General features: G+C 47.0%; 17 protein-coding genes. 10 read left to right on the top strand and 7 right to left on the bottom strand.

The window, feature by feature from the left end:
• Positions 1 to 221 precede the first annotated feature (221 nt).
• Positions 222 to 1,001, bottom strand: a complete 780-nt coding sequence (locus VL525_RS07735) for a lytic transglycosylase domain-containing protein (RefSeq protein WP_325385080.1) — start codon at positions 999 to 1,001, stop codon at positions 222 to 224.
• A 220-nt stretch (positions 1,002 to 1,221) separates the two neighbouring features.
• Here VL525_RS07735 and VL525_RS07730 point away from each other — a divergent pair, with 220 nt between their 5' ends.
• The 3 genes from VL525_RS07730 to VL525_RS07720 all read left to right on the top strand — a co-directional run bounded on the left by VL525_RS07730 (position 1,222) and on the right by VL525_RS07720 (position 5,770).
• Positions 1,222 to 2,802: a pseudouridine synthase gene (locus VL525_RS07730; protein WP_325385078.1), complete on the top strand. Its 1,581-nt coding sequence runs from the start codon at positions 1,222 to 1,224 to the stop codon at positions 2,800 to 2,802.
• A gap of 335 nt (positions 2,803 to 3,137) precedes the next feature.
• On the top strand, positions 3,138 to 4,265 hold the full coding sequence (locus VL525_RS07725; RefSeq protein WP_325385076.1) for a lactonase family protein: 1,128 nt from the start codon (positions 3,138 to 3,140) through the stop codon (positions 4,263 to 4,265).
• Between the two features lie 389 nt (positions 4,266 to 4,654).
• A complete protein-coding gene (locus tag VL525_RS07720; RefSeq protein WP_325385074.1) occupies positions 4,655 to 5,770 on the top strand; it encodes a sulfotransferase in 1,116 nt (371 codons plus the stop codon).
• Between the two features lie 269 nt (positions 5,771 to 6,039).
• Here VL525_RS07720 and bshA read toward each other — a convergent pair whose 3' ends face one another.
• From bshA to VL525_RS07700, 4 genes are all read right to left on the bottom strand, one after another.
• Complete coding sequence (gene bshA / locus VL525_RS07715) at positions 6,040 to 7,182, bottom strand: N-acetyl-alpha-D-glucosaminyl L-malate synthase BshA (RefSeq protein WP_325385072.1); 1,143 nt, start codon at positions 7,180 to 7,182, stop codon at positions 6,040 to 6,042.
• Positions 7,183 to 7,386: 204 nt separating this feature from the next.
• The gene (locus tag VL525_RS07710) at positions 7,387 to 9,204 is read right to left on the bottom strand and encodes a serine hydrolase domain-containing protein (protein ID WP_325385070.1); all 1,818 of its coding nucleotides are present in this window, start codon (positions 9,202 to 9,204) and stop codon (positions 7,387 to 7,389) included.
• Positions 9,191 to 10,834: an amidohydrolase gene (locus tag VL525_RS07705; protein ID WP_325385068.1), complete on the bottom strand. Its 1,644-nt coding sequence runs from the start codon at positions 10,832 to 10,834 to the stop codon at positions 9,191 to 9,193. Before VL525_RS07705 ends, VL525_RS07710 begins: the two co-directional genes overlap by 14 nt.
• 124 nt (positions 10,835 to 10,958) lie before the next feature.
• Positions 10,959 to 11,273: a hypothetical protein gene (locus VL525_RS07700; protein WP_325385066.1), complete on the bottom strand. Its 315-nt coding sequence runs from the start codon at positions 11,271 to 11,273 to the stop codon at positions 10,959 to 10,961.
• Between the two features lie 219 nt (positions 11,274 to 11,492).
• Between VL525_RS07700 and mutL the strand changes: the two genes are divergently transcribed.
• The 6 genes from mutL (at position 11,493) to VL525_RS07670 (ending at position 18,870) form a co-directional block, all read left to right on the top strand.
• The gene (gene mutL, locus VL525_RS07695; RefSeq protein WP_325385063.1) at positions 11,493 to 13,352 is read left to right on the top strand and encodes a DNA mismatch repair endonuclease MutL; all 1,860 of its coding nucleotides are present in this window, start codon (positions 11,493 to 11,495) and stop codon (positions 13,350 to 13,352) included.
• A gap of 17 nt (positions 13,353 to 13,369) precedes the next feature.
• Complete coding sequence (locus VL525_RS07690) at positions 13,370 to 14,092, top strand: rhomboid family intramembrane serine protease (protein ID WP_325385061.1); 723 nt, start codon at positions 13,370 to 13,372, stop codon at positions 14,090 to 14,092.
• Positions 14,093 to 14,124: 32 nt separating this feature from the next.
• Positions 14,125 to 15,003 (top strand): rhomboid family intramembrane serine protease, encoded by an 879-nt coding sequence (locus tag VL525_RS07685; RefSeq protein WP_325385059.1) that lies wholly within the window; start codon positions 14,125 to 14,127, stop codon positions 15,001 to 15,003.
• Positions 14,993 to 16,105: an endonuclease/exonuclease/phosphatase family protein gene (locus tag VL525_RS07680; RefSeq protein WP_325385057.1), complete on the top strand. Its 1,113-nt coding sequence runs from the start codon at positions 14,993 to 14,995 to the stop codon at positions 16,103 to 16,105. The genes VL525_RS07685 and VL525_RS07680 overlap by 11 nt, the downstream gene beginning before the upstream one ends.
• 301 nt (positions 16,106 to 16,406) lie before the next feature.
• Complete coding sequence (gene cysS, locus VL525_RS07675) at positions 16,407 to 17,870, top strand: cysteine--tRNA ligase (protein WP_325385055.1); 1,464 nt, start codon at positions 16,407 to 16,409, stop codon at positions 17,868 to 17,870.
• Positions 17,871 to 17,997: 127 nt separating this feature from the next.
• Positions 17,998 to 18,870 carry a hypothetical protein gene (locus VL525_RS07670; protein WP_325385053.1) on the top strand — a complete coding sequence of 291 codons (873 nt, stop codon included), beginning with the start codon at positions 17,998 to 18,000 and terminating at the stop codon, positions 18,868 to 18,870.
• A gap of 60 nt (positions 18,871 to 18,930) precedes the next feature.
• Here VL525_RS07670 and VL525_RS07665 read toward each other — a convergent pair whose 3' ends face one another.
• Both VL525_RS07665 and VL525_RS07660 read right to left on the bottom strand, forming a co-directional pair.
• A complete protein-coding gene (locus VL525_RS07665; RefSeq protein WP_325385051.1) occupies positions 18,931 to 19,893 on the bottom strand; it encodes a MoxR family ATPase in 963 nt (320 codons plus the stop codon).
• 9 nt (positions 19,894 to 19,902) lie between these two features.
• Positions 19,903 to 21,291, bottom strand: coding sequence for a peptidylprolyl isomerase (locus tag VL525_RS07660; RefSeq protein WP_325385049.1), 1,389 nt, complete (start codon positions 21,289 to 21,291; stop codon positions 19,903 to 19,905).
• 125 nt (positions 21,292 to 21,416) lie between these two features.
• On the opposite strand from VL525_RS07660, the gene VL525_RS07655 reads away from it, so the two are divergent.
• The gene (locus VL525_RS07655; RefSeq protein WP_325385047.1) at positions 21,417 to 21,920 is read left to right on the top strand and encodes a hypothetical protein; all 504 of its coding nucleotides are present in this window, start codon (positions 21,417 to 21,419) and stop codon (positions 21,918 to 21,920) included.
• Position 21,921 lies beyond the last annotated feature (1 nt).

The raw sequence follows: 21,921 nt of genomic DNA, 5'->3' as shown, positions 1-21,921 counted from the left end.
AGCTTAATCAGCATACGCCAATCGCGATTGCTAAATTAGTTAGTATTTTGTTAATATAAATGTCAATTTTTAAATAACCTTTAATGACCGGTAAAAGTTTAAGATTCAGGCGAATTGCCCCCTGCTGCCGACCCGTTATTTAAGGGTGCAAAGATACAAAAAAAAGGCCGCTTTACCATTGGGTAAAAGCGGCCTTCCAGTGCTCCGTGAACTAAGGGCAATTAATTGAATGCCATTAAGTCTGCAGGCTGCAGATTATCAAGGTTGTAATATTTTTTGTAGCCGTATTTTTGGGGCCGTTCTATCACTGCCTTCATCGCAATTATACGGTAAAGGTAGCTCCCGGTCTCGGCGTTAAAGTGCATACGGAAATAATTATCTTCACTTTGTGCTTTTATGGCCCTGGCCATTTTTATCTCGCCTATATTATAGGCGGCAGCGGCAAGTGTCCAGCTATTAAACTCAGCGTGAAGTTCATTCAGGTATTTACAGGCAGCAATGGTCGATTTGCGGATATGGTACCGCTCGTCCCTGCCGTGGCCAACTTTTAACCCGTAGGTACGTGCCGTACCCGGCATAAACTGCCACCAACCCGCGGCGCCGCGTTTTGAAACACCCGACTTAAGCCCGGCCTCAACCAGCGGCATATACTTAAAATCTTCAGGAATACCATTGGCCTTTAAGATAGGCTCGATGATCGGGAACAATTTTATCGCTTCTTCCTGTAAAACATTCGACTGGATATGACTGTAGCTGGTGCGCACAAGTGATTTGCGCAGCTTTTGGTTTATCCGTTTGTCGTTTAAAGGTATCGCCTCATCAGCGAAGTTAAAATCATTACTAAAGTCATTTTTGGCGTAAATAAATCTGTATTCTGCCTTGTGCCTGGCCACCTTTTTGGTGTCGGTTTTACCGCAGATAAACAGCCCGGAAATGAACGCCAACACACCCAACACGGAGCACGTAATTAAGTGTTTTTTTGTCATTTCTTTTTTCGTCATTAATTAAATATAAGAGATAAATGTGATGCAAATGTAGGGTATATAAGTCAGACTATCAAACACTTATAACCGGCCGATTGTTTTAGGGTGCCTGGAATTTATTTAAAATCAATGTTTAAAGTATGTTAAACGCCGTTTTTGAACCGAATAAAAAAGTTGTAAAATCTTTCCACATTTTGTACCTTTGACCCTCTCTTAGAGATAGCGCAAAGCAAAAATTATGGTATTTAAAAGACCAGCGAACAGTCGTGATGACAGGTCCGCCAGAGCACCTAAAAGATCCCTCACAGGTGACGATAAGGCGAAAAAAACTACTAACTCCAGGACTGCTAAATCCGGTCCTGAGAACACAGGTAGCAAACTCAAACGAAATCATTATGGCGACGAAGCGGCCGGTGGCCGTAAAAAATCATTCGCTTCAGGTAAGTCGTACAGCGGCCGTGCCGGATCGGATGACCGCCCTAAAAAAAGCTACGGGGCTGATGCACCGGGTGAAAGAAAAAGCTATTCGGACAGAACCAATCCCGATAACCGTTCAAAAAGGACGTTTGACGGTGACGGGGAGAAGAAAACCTTTAAACCACGGAATACACCTTATTCGGGCCGGCCATCTTCGGATGATCGTCCAAAAAGGAACTATGGCAGCGACTCAGCAGGAGAAAAGAAAGATTATAAACCAAGAAGTGCCCCTTATTCAGGCAGGCCATCTTCGGATGACCGTCCGAAGAGAAGCTATGGTGGCGACGCTGCGGGAGAAAAAAGAGAATATAAACCAAGAAGTACCCCTTACTCAGGCAGGCCATCTTCGGAAGACCGTCCAAAACGTAGTTTTGATGATAAGCCGGCCGGTGAAAGAAGATCAACAGGTTATAAAGGCAGCGAACGCAGCGATAAGAACGCAGATAGCTATCGGGGCGGCAGCCGCGGCGCAGTCAGTGGCGGTTTCAAAAAACGCGACAGTGACTTTAAGGGCAAACCCTTCCGCAATTCAGAAAATTCATCTTATAACAATAAACCGGTAAGAAGCGAACGCAGCCCCGAGGACAGGGTAATGCGCAGCCGCAAAAAACCGGGGAGCGACGATTCGGGCCTTATCAGGCTGAACCGTTATATATCCAATGCCGGTATCTGTTCGCGCCGTAAGGCTGATGAACTGATAGCTGCCGGTGTAGTATCGGTAAATGGTGAAGTGGTATCGGAACTTGGCCATAAGGTTGACCCGCTGAAAGATGTGATACGCTATAATGGCGAAACATTGAAGAGGGAGAAAATGGTTTACGTGTTACTGAATAAGCCTAAGGATTATATCACTACCACCGACGATCCGCAGGAACGCCGTACCGTGATGCAATTGGTTGAAAAAGCCAGCAGGGAGCGCATTTATCCTATCGGCAGGCTCGACCGCAATACTACTGGTTTGCTGTTAATGACCAACGATGGCGACCTGGCCGACAAGCTGTCGCACCCAAAAAATAACGTAACCAAAATATACCAGGTTGAACTGAGCAAAAGCCTTACCCAGGGCGATTTGAACAAGATTGCCTTCGGATTGGAGCTGGAAGACGGGCTAATAAAACCGGATATGGTTTCCTACGTGCAGGGTGGTACCAAAAAGGAGATCGGAATACAAATACACAGCGGTAAAAACCGTATTGTGCGCCGTATTTTTGAGCACCTGGGATACGAGGTAGTAAGGCTTGACCGTACAGTTTACGCCAACCTAACCAAGAAAGACCTGCCCCGCGGGCGCTGGCGTTATCTGGACGAAGCAGAATTGATACAACTGAAGCACTTGGTTTGATTTAGGTGAAAGGAAAAAGGTTAAAGGCGAAAGGTTTTTAAAGCAGAAAGACTAAAGCCTTTCTGAGGATAAAGGCGAAAGGTTGAACTTTTCGCCTTTTTTTGTTATCGGCACCGGCCTGAAACCCGCAGTTACAGGATTAACAGCGCCGATAGTTCCCGCTTATTTTAACCCGCCCTGTCATTGCTGCGCTCGACCATCCTCGCCTTTGCAGGCAAAATGGAGGGAATTTAAAGGCTTCAATTAATTGGAAATGATAAATAAAAGCTTTCGGCTTTAGTCTTTCTGCTTTTCGCTATAAAATTTTAGCTTTGGAAACTAACCATTCCTGAAAAATGAAAAAATTCCTGCTCATCATTTCCCTGCTGTTCCCGGTGCTTACCTATGCGCAAAAGGACAAGACCCCTGCTACTTACGACCTGGTAATAGGTACTTATACCAAGGGGACCAGCAAAGGCATCTATGTTTACCGGTTTTATACCGAAACCGGCAAGTTGGCCTACCTGAGCCAGGTAGACAATGTGAGCAATCCATCATACCTGTGTGTTTCAAAGGATAACAAGTTTATTTACGCTGTGAACGAGGATGGAAAGAACGGCGGTGTTAGCGCATTTACTTTCGATCCGCATGTGGGCACCATGAAATTTCTGAACAGGCAATCATCGGCCGGCGCCGATCCATGCTATATTTCGGTGGATGAGGACCGCAAAAATGTTTTTGTGGCCAACTATTCCAGCGGAAGCCTGGCGGTACTGCCCATTAGTAAGGATGGTTCGTTACAGGCCCCATCGCAAGTGATCCAGGACCAGGGCAAGGGCCCCGATGCATCACGCCAGGAAGGTCCGCATGTGCACACGGCTTACTTATCACCCGATGAAAAGTATCTGCTTTATACCGACCTGGGTACCGATAAGCTAAATATCATGCGCTACCGTTCGTCGAAACCGCAGCCGCTTACTTTAGAGAATACCGTAAGCGTAAAACCGGGCAACGGGCCACGGCACATAACCTTTTCTCCCGATCATAAATACCTGTACCTGCTGCAGGAAATGGGCAGCGCTATTAACGTTTATGCTTACAGCGGCGGCAAAGTGAAAGAACTGCAAACTGTAAGTATGAAAGACCCGAAAGCCAAAGGCACCAACGGGGCTGCCGCCATCCACATGACGCCTGACGGGCATTTCCTGTATGCTACCGACCGCCTGGATGCCAGCTCGATACTGGTTTATTCGGTAAATCCTGCGAACGGGCAATTAACCTTTATGGAGCGCCATACCACGTACGGTCAAAACCCCCGGGATTTTACCATCGACCCGACCGGCAAATATCTGATCGTAGCTAACCAGGACGGCAACAACATTGTCGTGTTCAGGATAAACCCGGGCACAGGCACATTAACTACTACCGGCAGCGGCATCCAGCTGGGCAACCCGGTTTGTTTGAAGTTTACGGCAGCGGAATAGGCGGAAAGCTTAAAGCAGAAAGACCAAAGCTATATATGTGCCGTTGTTGGGATTGTCTCCAATAACAGACTATACATTTTGCTTGTAGGTAGCAATACCTGCGAGGGTGAATATTGCCTCACCCTAAATCCCTCTCCAAAGGAGAGGGACTTTTTACTTTTTTTTAGAGAGAATGGCTTAACCTAACCTATAATAATATCGGGAACCCATCGGGATTATAACAGCTATTATACAAACCTGCCAATACAGTAACTCCAGTGCGGCTTGTTCGTTATTTAGCATCTTGAAATATCCGGCTGCGCACTACAATTTATCCATCAAAACAACCTTTTCAAAAATAAGCCTGTATTGTTAGTTAGTAAGCGAAACACACTCGCCCGGTACGGTCAATGTTTTCGAAAATAATTAACGCAGAACAGCTGCTCAATAATTTGCTCCCCGCTACGCGGCTGGAGGGCGGGCTGCCTGCTGGTTTGATTACCACCGCCAGGGCGTGGTCGGAAATTGTATGGGCCGCTGCAGAACAATTGGGGCCTATGCCATTAAGTGATGAGCAGATTGACCAGGGCGTACGACTTGCGCAGGCGCCTGTCTTTATCTGTGGTGTCCACCGCAGCGGGACAACGCTTTTGAAAGACATGCTGGACGGGCACCCCGACCTGGTAGTTCTTCCCTCTGAAGGTACTTACTATACCAACCTTGAAGACAAACTGCTGGCGCTTCCTGAGCATGAGTGGACAGCGTTTTTAGGTAAAGAATGGCTGCGAAGGCTGGCTAACCCGATAAACCAGCCGCCGTATTGGCTGCTTGGCCGCAGCGGCGACAAGGCATCGCCCTACATAAATTTTGCGCGCTACGTAATGGCCTGGTGGCGGGCGATAGATCACATACCGGGTACGCAATGGCCGCACATGGCTATCGTGCTGGCTTATGCCTCCTGTACGGGCAATCTAACCGCCAGGGCATGGGTTGATAAAACGCCTACAAACGAGCGCTTCATTAACCGTATAAGGCAGGAAATGCCAGGCGCAAAGATCATCCACGTGGTGAGGGAGCCTGTAGCAACCTTAACATCGCGCATGAAAATGGAGCCATCGGTACGCTTGCGCAATGCACTACTCTTTCTCAAAAACTCGTTTCGTATAGCGGCACTACAGCAGAACACGCCCGGGTTTTTACTATTACGGTACGAAGACGTATGCAACCAATCGCAAACTATTACCAAACAACTGGCCGCTTTCCTCGGTATCCCGGCATTAGCTGTTTTGAACAGGCCATCGGTTGCAGGCAGGCCATCGCTGGCAAATAGTTCGTTCAGCAAACCGACACAAGCCGGTATTATCCTTAAAACCACCGGGCATACGCAAGCAGGCCTGTTAACCCATGCCGACCGGCAAATGATATCCGCCTGTACAGGAAAACTGGCAGGTAAACTTGGTTACGCATCCGAGAAGGTCGGGCTTTTACGCAGCATATACCTGAAACTTCGGTACCGGATGTTTTAAATGACACGAGTTGAAAGCAATTTCGGTCGTTGCCAACAAAAAGCCTACAAGACGTCGCCCGAAATCCTTAAAACCGGTGTTCACGAAAAGTGCAAAAATGGGGCACTTTTTGCACTTTGTAATTTTTAGAGCAGCTGATAATGAGACAATTAAACGATTGCAATGTCCGGCAAGCGGCGGTGGCGTGAACACTTAGTGTATCGGTGGGTTTATGGTTGATGGTTCATGGATCAAAGCCACCACGGAAATATTACCTGTTCCCTTTCACCTTAAAGCACGTGTGTGCGGCTTTTCTCTATCACCTCGGCATAGTAGTTCTCATATACCGGCAGGATAATGGACAGGTCGAATTCTTTGGCGCGGGCCAGGGCATTTTCCTTGAAGGTTTCAAGACGTTCCTCGTCTTCTAAAATATAGACCGCACTTTCAGCCATGCCGTCGATATCGCCTATCTCTTTCAGGAAGCCGGTGACGCCATCGACGTTTAACTCGGGTAAACCACCTGCATTCGAACTTACCACGGGCACCTTACAGGCCATGGCCTCCAGCGCCGCCAAACCGAAGCTTTCGGACTGCGACGGCATCAGGAACAGGTCGGCCACGGAAAGTATCTCCTCAATGGCATCCTGTTTGCCCAGGAAACGCACATTATCGTTCACACCCAAATCGCGGGCCAGCTGCTCGCATTCCGATCGTTCGCCGCCATCGCCTACCATCAATAGTTTGGCAGGTATCTTTTCAGTCACCTTGGCAAATATCCGGATGACATCCGTTGTGCGCTTTACCTTGCGGAAGTTGGAAGTGTGGATGAGTATCTTTTCGCCTGACGGCGCTATGGCTTTTTTGAAGTGATCCTTTGCCTTAAGGCTGAAACGGGTAAGATCGATAAAGTTGGGGATCACCCGGATCTCGTTCTCTATCTCGAAAAACTCGAAGGTATCTCTTCTCAAATGTTCAGAAACAGCGGTAACTCCGTCGGATTTATTGATGGAAAAAGTAACCACCGGGCTATAGGTCCTGTCCTTACCAACCAGGGTTATGTCGGTACCGTGCAGCGTAGTAACCACCGGGATATAAATGCCATAGGTCATCAGTATCTGCTTCGCCATAAATGCTGCCGATGCATGGGGTATGGCGTAATGCACGTGTAAAATATCCAGTTTTTCAAACCGCACCACATCCACCAGCCGACTTGCAAGGGCCAGTTCATAAGGCGGGTATTCAAATAAAGGGTATTTGGAAACTGCTACCTCGTGGTAAAAAAGGTTCTCCGAAAAAAAATCGAGCCTCGCAGGCTGATTATAGGTCACAAAATGAACCTGGTGCCCATGGTCGGCCAAAGCCTTGCCAAGCTCAGTAGCTACAACGCCGCTGCCGCCAAAAGTGGGATAACAAACTATTCCGATTTTCATCAATGTGACTTGCTATAGTAATGAAACTACCAGTTGCGGCCCCGTTAACTCAGGTCATAGTGCAAGTGGTAGTTTCACTGCTGCAAGTTTAACAGCAAAAAAAGACAATAGTGTTAAAGCTGTGTAAAGATATTAAGGAGGTCGGATTTCGGAGACTGGATTTCGGAGTTAAATCTTGAACTATTTTAAAATAGATCTGACATCCTACAACCCCTTGTCTATGGCCTGGTAAACGGCATCCTGTATCCTTGGCCTTATGTTCAGGGTTGAAAGTTTATCACTCACTTTAGGATTTACCCTGTTCGACAGAAATACGTAAACGAGGTTATACTTAGGGTCAACCCATATACAGGTGCCGGTATATCCCGTGTGCCCAAAGGTTTGATCGGATGCCAGTTTAGAAGGGTAGTGCCTTTCGGCTATGGGGTCCTGCCTGTCGAAACCCAAACCGCGGCGACTTACAGCCGATTGTTTAGCGGTGAACAATTCAACTGTCGATGGCTTAAAGTATTGCACACCGCCATAGGTGCCTTTGTTCAACAACATCTGGTATAATATGGCAAGGTCGTTAGCCGAAGCAAACAGACCAGCGTTGCCAGATACCCCTGCCAGCAGGGCAGCCGTAGGATCGTGCACATAACCGATAAGCAATGTGTGCCTGAATGCCTGGTCGTTTTCAGTGGGGATTATCCGCGTGCGCGGAAAACGATTTAATGGCAGAAAACCCGCTGTTTGCATTCCCAATGGGTCATAAAAATTCTTTTGCACATAGGTATTCAAAGGCGTCGAAGTAATGGTTTCGAGTATCTGCTGCATCATCACCATACTCAGATCGCTGTACACGTACTGGCCACGTGTACGCAGCGGCGAATTGACTATATCTGTTAACATCACATCCCTGAAATAATCCTTACGCAAAAAATAATGATCGACCACCTTATGAGTAAACAAAGCCGACGAATCGAGGCTGACGTCAGTAGGTTTTAATTTCTCGTAAGTCGGGATATCGGGTATCAGGCCCGACTGGTGCTCCAGCAGCTCCTTGATCGTCAGGTCGCTTTTGTTTGTTTTACGCGCTATCGGCATATAGGTGCCAATGGTCGAATCAAGGTTCAGGCGCCCTTCCTCGTATACGCGCATGGCCTCCATTGTAGTTGCGGAGACCTTGGTTACCGATGCCAGGTCGAAAATATCATTCAGCTTGTCGGGCATCACATTATCATAAGTATGATAGCCGTACGCTTTGTTAAAGATCACCTTGCCGTCTTTCGCCACCAATACCACGCAGCCCGGCGTGGCCTGGTTGCGAATAGCCTCGTAGGCGATCTTGTCTATCTCATCAAGATTAGAAGATTTAATACCTACTTCCTCGGGCGCGGTGTACCCCAGCCGTATCTTTTGGGTTAAAAAGCCACTGTTCCGTTTGTATTTGGCCGAATAATTGGCAATAAGGTTTTGTGTTACCGGCACGCCGCCGAATATGGCCTGCGCGCTGTAAAACGCAGCAACCGGCGAAGGCCGCGGGCACCAGATGATCGGCGCATTTACACTATCGAATTTCGCAAGGTTATCCCTTGAGCCAAAAAAGGCAACAACCACATTTTTGATACGCTGATTGTCGTTAATAAAACCAATGATGGCGGGGTTATCCAGGTCGGCGTCGTTAACCTGTACGATAAGCGTGTTATAAGTTTTGGTGTCGAAATCAAGGTCGCCCAGTGTTTTGATGGTGACATAATCGGTACCGTTATAGGCGTCGATACCGGCGTACTTATTTAGCAGGCTGTCAAACGCGGCGGCATACTGGTAGGTAAAATGAATGCTAGCGATCTTCAGCTCACCCACATCCGACAGGGGAATAAGCTGCTGCTGGTTATTAAACAGGAACGTGGCTTTTTCTACAAGTTTTTCCTCGTTAACATAAGCCTGGCCAGAGAACGGAGGGTTTTGCGCGCAGGCCGAATGAGCTAAAATAAAACCAGATAATATAAAAAGATAAGCCCATCCTTTAGTTTTTGCCATATACTTTCTCTCCGTTTATATAGGTGTACAATACTTTTACGCCGGGCAAATCAGCCCCTTTCACTTTCATAATATCTTTATTAAGTATCACAAAGTCGGCATACTTGCCCGGTTCTATGCTGCCTTTTTCTTTTTCCTCAAAGTTGGCTTTAGCGGCCCAGATCGTCATTCCTTGTAATGCCTGTTTACGGCTGAGCGCATTCTCGGGCTGAAAACCTCCCTGGGGGTACCCCTTCAGGTCCTTGCGTTCCACAGCGGCGTAAAAGGTATATATCGGGCTGATATTCTCAACCGGAAAGTCGGTTCCGAGCGGCAGCCAGCCATTTTGTTCAAGCAGTTGTTTATAAGCATAAGCAGTTTTTAACCGCTGCGGCCCAAGCCGCGTACCTGCCCACCGCATATCCGAAGTGGCGTGGGTGGGTTGCACGGATGGGATGATATTATAATCGCCAAAATAATGAATGTCATCCGGCGATAGCACCTGGGCATGCTCGATGCGCCAGCGCCTGTCGTTCTTGCCTTTCAGTACAGAGGCATAAATTTTCAGGATCACACGGTTGGCCGAATCGCCTATTGCGTGTGTACACAACTGGAAACCCTTACCGGCCACTTTCTGCGCTACCTCTTCAAAATGTTTCTGGCTGCTCAACAAAAACCCTTTCCAGTCCTTCTGATCTTTTTTGTTGTCACTATATGGCTGCAATAAACATGCTCCTCTCGAGCCAAGGGCGCCGTCGGCATACATTTTAAACGAACGCACATCCAGCCGCGGGGTTTTGAACACACCGCGTTTAAACAGGTATTCGTAATTGTCGGGGCGGTCGGACAGCATAACATACAGGCGCATTTTTAAAACGCCTTTATGCTGAAGGTCTTCAATAGTGTTGATCATGGTGTAAGGTAAACCGCAATCCGAAACCGTGGTCAAGCCGTCGGCAAAACACTTTTGCTGTGCGTCGGTCAAAGCCGTTTGTATGATCTGATCCGTCGGTTCGGGTATTTTCCGGCTTACTATACCCACTGCATTATCTACCAAAATTCCGGTAAGCTTTCCTTTAATGGTCTCAATCTCGCCACCCGTTATGGTCTGCCCGGGCTTTACTCCAGCCAAATTTAAAGCAGCCTGGTTGGCGATAGCCGCGTGCCCGTCGATGCGGGTAAGCAGTACAGGCCTTACCGGGAACATTGAATCGAGCTTAGCTTTGTCAGGGAATTTTTTTACAGACCATTTGTTCTGGTCCCACCCGCGCCCTATCACCCATCCATCGGGGTTACGTTTGGAGAACATCATCACCGAATCGGCCACCTCGCTCCAGCTTTTGGTATTTACCAGGTCCACTTCCTGCAAACTCATGCCATAGCCGTAGAAATGCGAATGATCGTCCATAAAACCGGGATAAACGGCCTTGCCTTCGGCATCGATAACGGAATGGGCCTTGTATATCTTTTCTAGGGAGTCGTCTTTCCCTACAGCTATGATCATGCCCTTACGAACTACAAAGGCATCCGCCATTGTGAAATTACTATCAACGGTATAAACTACAGCATTTTTAACCAGCAGGTCGGCATTGAAATCCTGTTGCTTACAGGCTACAGCAAAAAGCAGGAGTAAGGGTAAAAGCTTTCTCATAAGTGTGGATTTACAATTATCCAAATATTAACTTGAAACAACAACCCTTAATTGCAATTGGGGTCGGAACACTAACAAAAGACACGATAAAATGATTTGAGGAGATTGATAGATATGAAAATTTTTATGTTGCTCGGAATTTTTCTAATGCCCGGTCAAACGCCTCAGCCCATTCTATGTACTCTTCTCCCCACCCATTTGAGATTGACAGTTCCTGGAAAGCTCCGGTTGGCAAGAACCACAAATATATTTGACCTAAATCTTCATAATTAGCTGATTGAAGTTTTTTAATCTCATTCGAAAGGTTATCCTGCAGTTGCTTTGCATTGTCGAAATGTGTCCAAGCCACGTCTGTATCCGAATTAATTTTGTTTCCTATGGCAATTAGAATGTCGATTATTTTTTTAATATCAGGGTCGATTAGGTTTTCGTCTTCCATAAATCAAATATAATGATTGAGGGTTTGAGGAAGTAAAGTTATGCGCTCAAATAACTAATTTAGCACCGAAAATAAAGAAGTGACCTCTCTGTGTTCTCCGTGTAAAATCTCTGAGTTCCCTGTGGTAAAAAGCAATTCTCAATTTAACCACAAAGGACACAAAAGAAGAAACACAGAGTTCACAGAGGCCAATCATTTTAACGGGGGGAATTAATTTACATGCCAGATATAATCCAGCTTTTACCAGATTCTGTTGCCAACCAGATAGCAGCGGGAGAAGTGGTGCAACGCCCCGCTTCTGCCGTGAAAGAGCTGGTTGAGAATTCGATAGATGCCGGGGCCGATAAGATACAACTGATACTAAAGGATGCCGGAAAATCGCTGATACAAGTAATAGACAACGGCGCCGGCATGAGTATCACCGATGCCCGCATGTGCTTTGAAAGACATGCTACTTCCAAAATACGCAAGGCTGAGGATTTGTTCGCTATCCGCACCATGGGTTTTCGTGGCGAGGCCATGGCGTCGATAGCAGCTATAGCACATGTCGAACTAAAAACCCGCCGTCATGGCGACGAGCTGGGCACCTGCATCAATATTGAAGGATCGGAAGTTGTGAGCCAGCAACCTTGCTCGGCCAATACAGGCACTTCCATATCTGTCAGGAACCTTTTTTACAACACCCCCGCCCGCCGTAATTTTTTGAAAAGCAACCCGGTGGAAATGCGGCACATTGTGGACGAGTTTCAGCGGGTGGCATTGGCTAACCCCGGCATATTCTTTACCCTGCATCACGACGGGCAGGAGGTTTACCATTTGCCTGCCACAGCGTTAAAACAACGTATCGTGCACCTTTTCGGCAATAACTATAACCAGCGTTTGGTACCGGTGGAAGAAGATACTTCCATCATCAAACTCCGGGGTTATGTCGGCAAGCCCGAATTTGCCCGCAAAACGCGCGGCGAACAGTTCTTTTTCGTGAACAACCGCTACATACGCGATGCTTATTTAAATCATGCGGTGCTGGCCGCATTCGAGGAATTGCTGCCCGACGAAAGCTTCCCCCTTTATGTGCTTTTTATCGAGATAGACCCGTCGAAGATCGACATCAATGTACATCCTACTAAAACAGAGATCAAATACCAGGATGAGAAATCCATCTATGCCATCATCAGGTCGGCGGTAAAACGTTCGCTCGGAAAATATAACATTACGCCTACGCTGGATTTTGACCAGGAAAATAGTATCGGTCACCTGATAACGCCTACGCCGCTCGACCGGATCGTGCAGCCCACCATATCCTTCAACCCGGATTTTAACCCCTTTGCAGCCGAAAAGAAAAGCTCAGAACGGGAAATCCCATTCCTGAGAAATACCGGCGACTATAACAAGACTGCCATCCCTCAAAACTGGGATACGCTGTACGAGATCAGTAAGCGCGAAACAGCGCAGCAGCACGAGATTCATACCGAAAGGACGATCCCGGTTGAGGAGCAGGAAGTGAGCAAACCGAGCGAACGGCAGTTGTTCCAGGTGCAAAACAGGTATATCCTTTCGCAAATCAAGTCGGGCTTTATGCTGATCAACCAGCAGGCGGCGCACGAACGTGTACTATACGAGCGTTTTTTACAGCAGCTGGACACCCATTCGGGAACCAGCCAGCAAAGTTTGTTCCCGCAATCGGTTACGCTAAACGGCGGCGATTTTGAGTTGCTGCGGGAACTTTTGCCTGATATACGTGCCCTGGGTTTCGACATCAGGGAATTCGGTAAAAATACCGTCGTGGTGGAGGGCATACCTGCCGACCTGGGCGATGTATCGGAACATGCCCTGCTCGAACATTTGCTGGAAGGGTTTAAAAACAACCTTTCGATACTGAAACTGGACAAGCGCGATAGCCTTGCGCGGTCGCTTGCGCGTAACGCCGCCACCAAAATTGGCGTCAGGTTATCATTGGAGGAAATGAATTTGCTGATCGATCAGCTTTTTGCTTGCCAGATGCCTAATATTGCGCTGAACGGAAAAGCAATTATCAGTACTTTTACCATGGCCGAACTGGCCGAACGATTTGAGAAATAAAATAATTTAGCTAAACTATGAGTCAATACCGGCAATCACCCTTCGCCAATTTAACCCCGGTTGTTAAAAACCTGCTGATCATAAATGTTATATTCTTTGTAGCCACTTACGTACTGCGTAATACTTTCGATATGGACAAATGGCTGGCGGTTTATTATTTCGATTGTCCCCAATTCAGGCTATGGCAGGTCATCAGCTATATGTTTATGCATGCCAATATCGGGCACATATTTTTCAATATGTTCGCTTTGTTCATGTTCGGGCCGATACTGGAGTACAGCATGGGTGCTAAAAAATTTTTCAACTTTTATTTTATTTGTGGCATAGGTGCAATTGTGCTGCAAATGGTGGTGCAGGCTATCCAGATACACAGCATAACCGGCGGCATCACTATCCCTCATCCTATTACAGATCAAAGCTACCTGGCCTATGGCATGCCCGCCGCGCAAAAATTGTATGATATTTATAACTCGCCGGTAATAGGGGCATCCGGCGCTATTTTTGGGATATTGGTTGCATTTGGGTTGCTTTACCCTAATATGGAGCTATTGTTATTTTTTATACCGGTTCCTATAAAGGCAAAGTACCTTGTTTCGTTTTATGTGGTGTATGAAATATACGACGCCATTAAGCAAACCAATGGCGATAACGTGGCCCACCTTGCCCACATCGGCGGAGCACTATTTGGTTTCCTGATGATCAAAATATGGGGCATGCGGCGTACGGACAACTTTTTTTAACCGATCAGCGTTATCGACTGTAAAGAATAGCTATGAACACGCTCTGGAACGAACTCAAGATCAAAATGCTGCACTCGGGCAGCAGGGTTAGCCTGCTGATCGGGATCAACCTGATCGTGTTCCTGTTAATTAATATCCCCGCCGTTTTTGAGTGGATGTTTTGGGGCCACAGGCAAAGCATTATTGCCTACTATGCGGACGAGTATCTCGATCTTCCGGCAAATTTTTCGCATCTCGCCTACCGTTTCTGGACGCCGCTTACCTATATGTTTATGCATGCAGGGATACTGCATATCGTGTTCAATATGCTATGGCTGTTTTGGATAGGCCAGATATTTGAAGAGTACCTGGGCAACAAGCGCACCATTGGCCTGTACATTATGGGGGGATTAACCGGGGCCTTGTTTTTTGTGTTGGGATACAATTTTATACCGGTATTTGCGCAGGAAAATGCTGCATTGAACAGCACCGTAGTGGGGGCTTCGGCGGCGGTAATGGCCATCATCGTAGCCACGGCAACCCTGCTGCCCGACTACACCATGGTGCTGATGCTTTTCGGCCCCGTTAAATTGAAATGGCTGGTAATCGCTTTTGTAATACTTGATTTTCTGCTGATAGCCGGCTCGAACGCAGGCGGCGAACTGTCACATCTTGGCGGGGCCCTGTTTGGCTTTATTTACATCAAACAGCTACAGCGGGGGAACGACTGGGTGGCCTTTTTTACCAAAATGTTCAGCAGGCAGCCCAAATTAAAAGTGGCCTCAAACAATGCTGCGAAAAATGGCGGCAACGTTCCGCGGCAGGAGGATATCGACCGTATACTGGATAAAATATCACAGTCGGGCTACGACAGCCTGAGCAGGCAGGAAAAAGAAATATTATTCAGGGCAAGTAAGGATAATGAAGGCTAAAAAAGGGTTAGGTTTTATTGATAAATTATTTTTATGGATCAATATTTTCCTGTGCGCTTGCCTGCTTACCAGTTACCTGGCGCCGATAACTAATCCAACAAAATTCTGGCCCGTTGCCTTTTTTGGGCTGGCTTATCCACTGCTGCTTTTGGGCAATGCCATACTGATCGTTTACTGGCTTTTCCGCAAAAGGAGCCTGGCGCTGCTTTCGGTAATTTGCATTGCCATTGGCTGGAAAATACTGAACAGGAACATCGGCCTGCGGTTCACCTCGCCCGAAGATACCAAAAGCAGTGCGGCTTTCGCCAGGATAATGACCTACAATGTCCACAACTTTAAACGTTACGGCTCGAAGAACGACCTCTCAACCAAGCAGGAAATTTTGCAGATCATAAAAGACCAGCAGCCCGACGTTATCGGGTTCCAGGAGTTTTACACCCGTAAAAAAGGGCAATATGATATGCTCGACTCTATTCAGAAAATACTGGGTAGCAAAAATTATTATTTCGAGCCGGTGCGCAGCAATGCCGATGTGGGTATAGGGCAGGCCGTCTTTTCTAAATTCCCGATCATAGCCCATGGCATGATCCAGCTATCCGAACCCACAAGTGAGAACCAATGCATCTACGTCGATATTAAAAAGGGTAATAAACCTTTCCGCATTTACAGCGTCCACCTGCAATCGATCCGTTTTGACCCCGATGACTACCGCTACCTCAACAGCGTATCCAAACAGGACGGGAAGCCAGAAGTCGGCTCAGCCAAAAGGCTGGGAAGCAAGCTTAAAACAGCCTTCCTGAAAAGAAGCGACCAGGTTTTTAAAATAAAGGCCCACGCCGCCAATTGCCCTTATCCGTATATTATTTCGGGCGATTTTAACGACACCCCTACCTCATTCGCGTTGGCTAAAATGAGCGGTGGGATGAAAAATGCCTTCGCAGAATGCGGATCGGGACTGGGCCGCACGTATAATGGCAGTTTCCCAAACTACCAGATAGATTATATACTGGCTACCCCACAGTTCGATGTGCTCAATTATTATATCATCGAGAAAAAGCTGTCCGATCATTATCCTGTCCGCAGCGATCTTGATCTGAAATAAATCTCTCCGGTATTACCAAATGTTCCTCCGGAACGCAAAATGGCGTATTGCTGATTTCTACCAACCAGGCGTCCCTATCGGACGCCCTTATACTCACCACCACCCCATCGGGGCGATTGGTTTGTAGAGCAGATGAATATCTAAAATCGCGTTCCATCGGAACGCTTCGCGAAATTTCACTTGATAGGTAAACTTAAAAGCCTGGGATAGGGCCAAATCCTTGCAAACGGATGATAAAAAAACCGGCTATACCATTTGTACAGATTTATTGCAGGTGGTAAAAAATCGTAAGTTTGCCGGTATGAAACAAAATCTATTTGTTTACAACACTTTAACCCGTAAAAAAGAGGAGTTTAAACCGATAAACCCGCCCCATGTGGGCATGTATGTTTGCGGCCCTACAGTTTACAGCAATGCGCACCTGGGCAACTCGCGCACTTACATTTCGTTCGATTTGATCTTCAGATACCTCACCCTGTTAGGATACAAGGTGCGTTATGTGCGTAATATTACTGATGCCGGCCATCTTGAGGGTGACGCCGGCGACGAAGGAGAAGATAAAATAGAAAAAAAGGCGAAGCTGGCGCAAGTAGAGCCGATGGAGATCGTACAGAAATACACGGTCGATTTTCGCGATGTGATGCGCACTTTTAATGTGCTTCCGCCAAGCATTGAACCAACCGCAACCGGTCATATTATCGAGCAGATAGAACTGGTAAAGCTTATCCTGCACAACGGGTACGCCTACGAGGTAAACGGTTCCATTTATTTCGACGTTGAAAAATATAACAAAACCCAGGACTATGGCATATTGAATGGCCGTAAACTGGAAGACCTGATCAATAATACGCGCGACCTGGGCGGCCAGGATGAGAAACGCGGCAAGCTTGATTTTGCCCTTTGGATAAAAGCCAAGCCCGAACACCTGATGAAATGGCCCTCGCCCTGGAGCGTAGGTTTCCCCGGATGGCATTTGGAGTGTTCGGCTATGAGCAACAAGTACCTGGGCAAGCAGTTTGACATCCATGGCGGCGGTATCGACCTGATGCCTACACACCATACCAACGAGATAGCCCAAAGCATGGCTGCCTGCCATACCAACCCAGCCAAATATTGGATACATACCAATATGCTTACCATTAACGGGCAAAAAATGTCGAAATCGCTTGGCAATAGTATTTTGCCGCACGAGCTTTTCTCGGGCGATAACCCGATATTAAGCAAAGGCTACAGCCCCATGACGGTGCGTTTTTTCATATTGCAGGCACACTACCACAGCACGCTGGATATCAGTAATGACGCCATGGATGCGTCCGAAAAAGGGTTTAAACGGCTGATGAATTCGTTCGGCCTGTTGGACAGCCTCGTGGCGTCATCGAACGGCGAAGTGGAAATTGCCCCTTTAATTCAGCGTTGCTACGACGCGATGAACGACGATTTCAACAGCCCGGTACTTATTGCAGAGCTGTTTGAGGCTTCACGCATTGTCAATTCGGTAAAGGACGGCAAATTGAAGATAGATGCTGAAAACCTGGCGCTGCTGAAACAATTGATGGACACTTTTGTACAGGATGTACTGGGTTTGAAAGACGAACAGGCCGCCAACGACGACCTGCCGAACGTGCTGAACATGATCGTTGACATCCGGAACGGGGCGAAGACAAATAAAGACTATGCGACATCCGATAAGATCAGGAACGGACTGCAGGAGATCGGTTTTCAATTAAAAGACGGGAAAGACGGCACTACCTGGAGTAAAATTTAAAATGTGCGTAAAAAATTGATATTTGTAATTTATAACGCATAATGCCGTTTACTGTTGAGAATAAATCCTGGCAACCGGCGGCATTTGCTAAAAGATGGGCAGGATCGCCAAAAACCTGAAAATAAGCATGAGAAGAACCCTATTAATTGCAGCGGCAATTTTGACCTACCCCATATTTGCATCGGCACAAAAAACAGTTGCTGATGTAAACCAGGTTGTAGAAGCGGAAAAATCTTTTGACAAACTGGTAGAACACCGGGGTATTAAAGACGCCTTTTTAGCAGTGGCCGACCCGGAGGGTATTGTTTTTAAGCCCCATGTGATCAAGATAACTGACTTTTATAATTCGATAGATAAGCAGCCCGGTTCATTAAAATGGGAACCGAAATTCGCACGCATATCGGCAAACGGCGACCTGGCCTTTACAGCCGGGCCATATATTTACCAGAACGATAAAAGTAACGACGATGACAAGGTTTATGGCGATTACGTATCGGTGTGGCACTTTGACCAAACCGACAATAAGCTGAAACTACTGATCGATCTTGGCATCCAGCATCCTGAACCTGAACAATCTGAAATACCCGATTTCAGGCAGCCCGACACCGCAAAAGCTACCGCGCCGAGCAAGGACCCGTTTAATGGTAAAGGCATTATCCTGAATACAGATAAGGTATTTAATCATGAGCTTACCGTTTCGACAATTGCCTCCTATAAAGAATTTCTCAGTCCCGAAGGGCGTTATTATTTCCCGGGTTTCGAACCGATCACCGGTCCGGATAAGATCATGAAATTTATCGATAACGAAGGCATCAGCATTTCGGCGCAAACCATCAATGTAGGGCGTTCAACAAGTAATGACCTGGCTTACAGCTATGGCACAGCCCGTATCCGGAAAGGCGCTATCGTTAGCGATTACAATTATGTCCGCGTTTGGGAAATCGACGCCAGCCACAAATGGAACATTTTGCTGGAAGTGTTTTCGGCAGTGGAGCAGTGAGGGGGTAGTGATTCGTGATTGGTTAACCAGTGACTTATTGATTGGTAAACGTTCCCCAGGTTATAATAACTTCTGTATAATATCATCGGCTGAAAGTCCCTCCGCCTCCGCGTGGTAACTGCGGATGATGCGGTGCCTTAACACCGGCTTTGCGATGGCCCGCACATCTTCGATATCCGGCGAATACTTTCCGCTGATAACGGCATGGCATTTGGCGCCAAGTACAAGAAATTGTGACGCACGCGGACCGGCACCCCAGTTTAACAGGCGTTTTATTTCGGCAGGGGCAGTGTCGCCGTTTGGGCGGGTTTTGGAAACCAGTTTCACCGCATATTCGAGCACATTATCTGCTACCGGGATATTTCTGACCAGTTGCTGAAAATAAATGATCTGCTCGGCATTCAACACTTTGTTTACCTGCACTTTCGAACTGCTGGTTGTGTTTTTTACGATCTGCAGTTCTTCTTTGAACGACGGATAATCGAGCGACACATTGAACATAAAACGATCGAGCTGGGCCTCTGGCAGCGGGTACGTACCTTCCTGCTCGATTGGGTTTTGGGTAGCGAGCACAAAAAATGGCTGCGCCAGTTTATGCGTTACCCCCGCTACGGTTACCGCTTTTTCCTGCATGGCCTCCAGCAGGGCGGCCTGGGTCTTGGGCGGGGTGCGGTTTATTTCGTCGGCAAGGATGATATTGGCAAAAACCGGACCCGAAATAAATTTAAAGCTCCTGTCCTCACCTAATATTTCCGAACCGATAATATCCGAAGGCATCAGATCAGGTGTAAATTGTATGCGGCTAAAATCCAGGTCGAGTATTTGTGCTACCGTTTGCACCAGCAGGGTTTTTGCCAACCCCGGCACGCCAACTAAAAGGCAGTGCCCGTTACTGAATATCGAGATCAGGACGGACTTGATCACTTCGTCCTGGCCTATGATAACCTTGCCAATCTCAGAGATTATACGTTGGTGAGCATCTTTCAGTGCATCAGCAGCTTCCACATCCGTCCGGTATTGCATAACAGTCTATCAGGGAGTTTTAGTGGATTGTGCCGACATCGGGACATTGGCCCAGCCTTTTAGTTCGGGGCACACTTCAAATTCCGGATCGATCTTGACAAATGTTTCTTTCCTGCGTTTTTCGAACCATTCGCTGATAACCCGGTTGGTTTTATCGTCAAGCGCTGCGGCCTTTAATTTGGGAAAATCCTGTTTAAGGTTTGCCTTATGCGCATCTGTCGCCGATTTCAAATAAAGTATTTTATATACCTTCTTCCCGGTTTGTTCAGTAAAAAGCTGGGGCTGCGATACTTCACCTACCTTCATGGTGTCAATGGTCAATGCCACCTGCGGGTCGAGCTTATCGGTAGGGATATAAGTGGTGCGCGTCTCCACATTCTCGGCATTAAGCATCATACCGCCGTTATACTTCGTTTCTTTATCATCAGAATAATACGAAGCAACAGCCGAAAAGTCGGTATTCTTGTTTTTGTTAAGCAATAGGTAAACACTATCGGCTCTTTTCTTTGCCCGTTCAATACTGGCTTCGGTAACAGAAGGCATAATGAGTATATGCCGCACGTGCACCTGCTCGCCGCGGCGTTCGATAACCTGCAAAAAGTGAAAGCCATATTCGGTTTCGAATACCGGTGACATTTCACCTGCTTTCAGCTTAAAGGCCCAGGCTGCAAACTCTTTTACAAAAGTGTTCCTGTCGGCAAAGCCCAGGTCGCCGCCATCACCGGCCGAACCGGTATCATTTGAATACAAGCGCGCCAGGTTACCAAAGTCTTCCCCCTTTTTAACACGCGCAAGTAATTCTTCGGCTTTCTGCCTGTAGGGCTCTTTCTCTTCCTTATCCATTTTAGGCTGGAAGACGATCTCGCCGACTTCAACTTCCTTATTAAATGTAGGAAGGCTGTCCTTCGACAGTTTTTTAAAGTAGTTCTCAACATCAAGCGGCGTCACATTTATTTTCTCCGTTATCTTACCCCGCATCCTGGTTGCCACCATATTTTCCTTGATATCATCGCGTATCTCGTCCTTATACTGGATCACCGACCGGCCCAGGAATTGCTCGAGCCTGTCCTGCCCCCCGGCCCTGCTTATCATGCCGCGCATCCTGCGGTCAACTTCATTATCTACTTCATCATCCTTCACGGTAACACTATCGATGACCGCCTGCTGGGCAAGCAGTTTTTGGGTAATAAAACTCTGCACTATCTCGCACCGCACCTTATCATTTGGCTGGCCGCCCGAAGCCAGGTAATTAGCGTAACGCAGTTCGACATCCGACTTAAGCACGATACTGCTGCCAACAACCGCAACTATTTTATCCAGGTTCCGTACTGGCTGTGCCTGCGCAAACGACGCTGTCAACACTATACTTAAAAAAATTGCTATCCCGATCTTTCTCATTAACATTGTGTATGTTGTAAACATGCAAAGGTGCGAATTTATCGGCACACGAGCATGAATAATTTGTGCGAATATGCTGATAAAGCCTCTAACAATTAACTATTTTTGGTTAAAATTTGTTAAAAGTGAAAGTTGAAGATACAAATGCCCTGCGATACATCCTGCAGGACGAATTATACCTGCTGGCTGAAGATAAGGACCTGTACAACGAAACAAAAGTATTTGCACCCGAAATAAAAACGCCTCCGCCTGCTTTTAATTACCTCGGATCGAACAAAAAGAACTTTTTGATACTGGTAAACTACCCTGATCGCGAATTTATACAGGACGATCACCTGGTTGCGCTTGAGAAGGTATTGAGTGGCATAAAGCATACCCGTGATGACGTGGCCATACTTAACCTGGCAAAAAATGACAGCGTAAACTATGAACAGATAGCTGCATTTTTTAAACCGCAAACGATAGTCATTTTAGGTAAACCCGCTTTACCCAAAGGGATGGGCGATGCCCGTTTCAACGCCATAGAAACCCTTGATGGTGCAAAGGCACTACTTACCTTCAGTTTTGAGGAGATGATGACCAACATCGATAATAAAAAAGCCTTTTGGGAACAAATAAAGAATATTTGAT

Origin of the sequence: Mucilaginibacter sp. (assembly GCF_035492695.1) — a bacterium.
In the GTDB taxonomy this organism is placed as follows: Bacteria; Bacteroidota; Bacteroidia; order Sphingobacteriales; family Sphingobacteriaceae; genus Mucilaginibacter.
The sequence above is the reverse complement of the archived record's forward strand: the minus strand, read 5'-3'. Positions and strand labels throughout refer to the sequence as shown.

Bases quoted from the DNA above. Each gene is read 5' to 3' on its own strand.
- VL525_RS07685 (WP_325385059.1), top strand. From the start codon at position 14,125: ATGAACACGCTCTGGAACGAACTCAAGATCAAAATGCTGCACTCGGGC.
- VL525_RS07710 (WP_325385070.1), bottom strand. From the start codon at position 9,204: ATGGCAAAAACTAAAGGATGGGCTTATCTTTTTATATTATCTGGTTTT.
- VL525_RS07730 (WP_325385078.1), top strand. From the start codon at position 1,222: ATGGTATTTAAAAGACCAGCGAACAGTCGTGATGACAGGTCCGCCAGA.
- cysS (WP_325385055.1), top strand. From the start codon at position 16,407: ATGAAACAAAATCTATTTGTTTACAACACTTTAACCCGTAAAAAAGAG.
- VL525_RS07670 (WP_325385053.1), top strand. From the start codon at position 17,998: ATGAGAAGAACCCTATTAATTGCAGCGGCAATTTTGACCTACCCCATA.
- VL525_RS07735 (WP_325385080.1), bottom strand. From the start codon at position 1,001: ATGACGAAAAAAGAAATGACAAAAAAACACTTAATTACGTGCTCCGTG.
- VL525_RS07660 (WP_325385049.1), bottom strand. From the start codon at position 21,291: ATGAGAAAGATCGGGATAGCAATTTTTTTAAGTATAGTGTTGACAGCG.
- VL525_RS07680 (WP_325385057.1), top strand. From the start codon at position 14,993: ATGAAGGCTAAAAAAGGGTTAGGTTTTATTGATAAATTATTTTTATGG.
- VL525_RS07720 (WP_325385074.1), top strand. From the start codon at position 4,655: ATGTTTTCGAAAATAATTAACGCAGAACAGCTGCTCAATAATTTGCTC.
- VL525_RS07725 (WP_325385076.1), top strand. From the start codon at position 3,138: ATGAAAAAATTCCTGCTCATCATTTCCCTGCTGTTCCCGGTGCTTACC.
- mutL (WP_325385063.1), top strand. From the start codon at position 11,493: ATGCCAGATATAATCCAGCTTTTACCAGATTCTGTTGCCAACCAGATA.
- VL525_RS07705 (WP_325385068.1), bottom strand. From the start codon at position 10,834: ATGAGAAAGCTTTTACCCTTACTCCTGCTTTTTGCTGTAGCCTGTAAG.
- VL525_RS07700 (WP_325385066.1), bottom strand. From the start codon at position 11,273: ATGGAAGACGAAAACCTAATCGACCCTGATATTAAAAAAATAATCGAC.
- bshA (WP_325385072.1), bottom strand. From the start codon at position 7,182: ATGAAAATCGGAATAGTTTGTTATCCCACTTTTGGCGGCAGCGGCGTT.
- VL525_RS07690 (WP_325385061.1), top strand. From the start codon at position 13,370: ATGAGTCAATACCGGCAATCACCCTTCGCCAATTTAACCCCGGTTGTT.
- VL525_RS07665 (WP_325385051.1), bottom strand. From the start codon at position 19,893: ATGCAATACCGGACGGATGTGGAAGCTGCTGATGCACTGAAAGATGCT.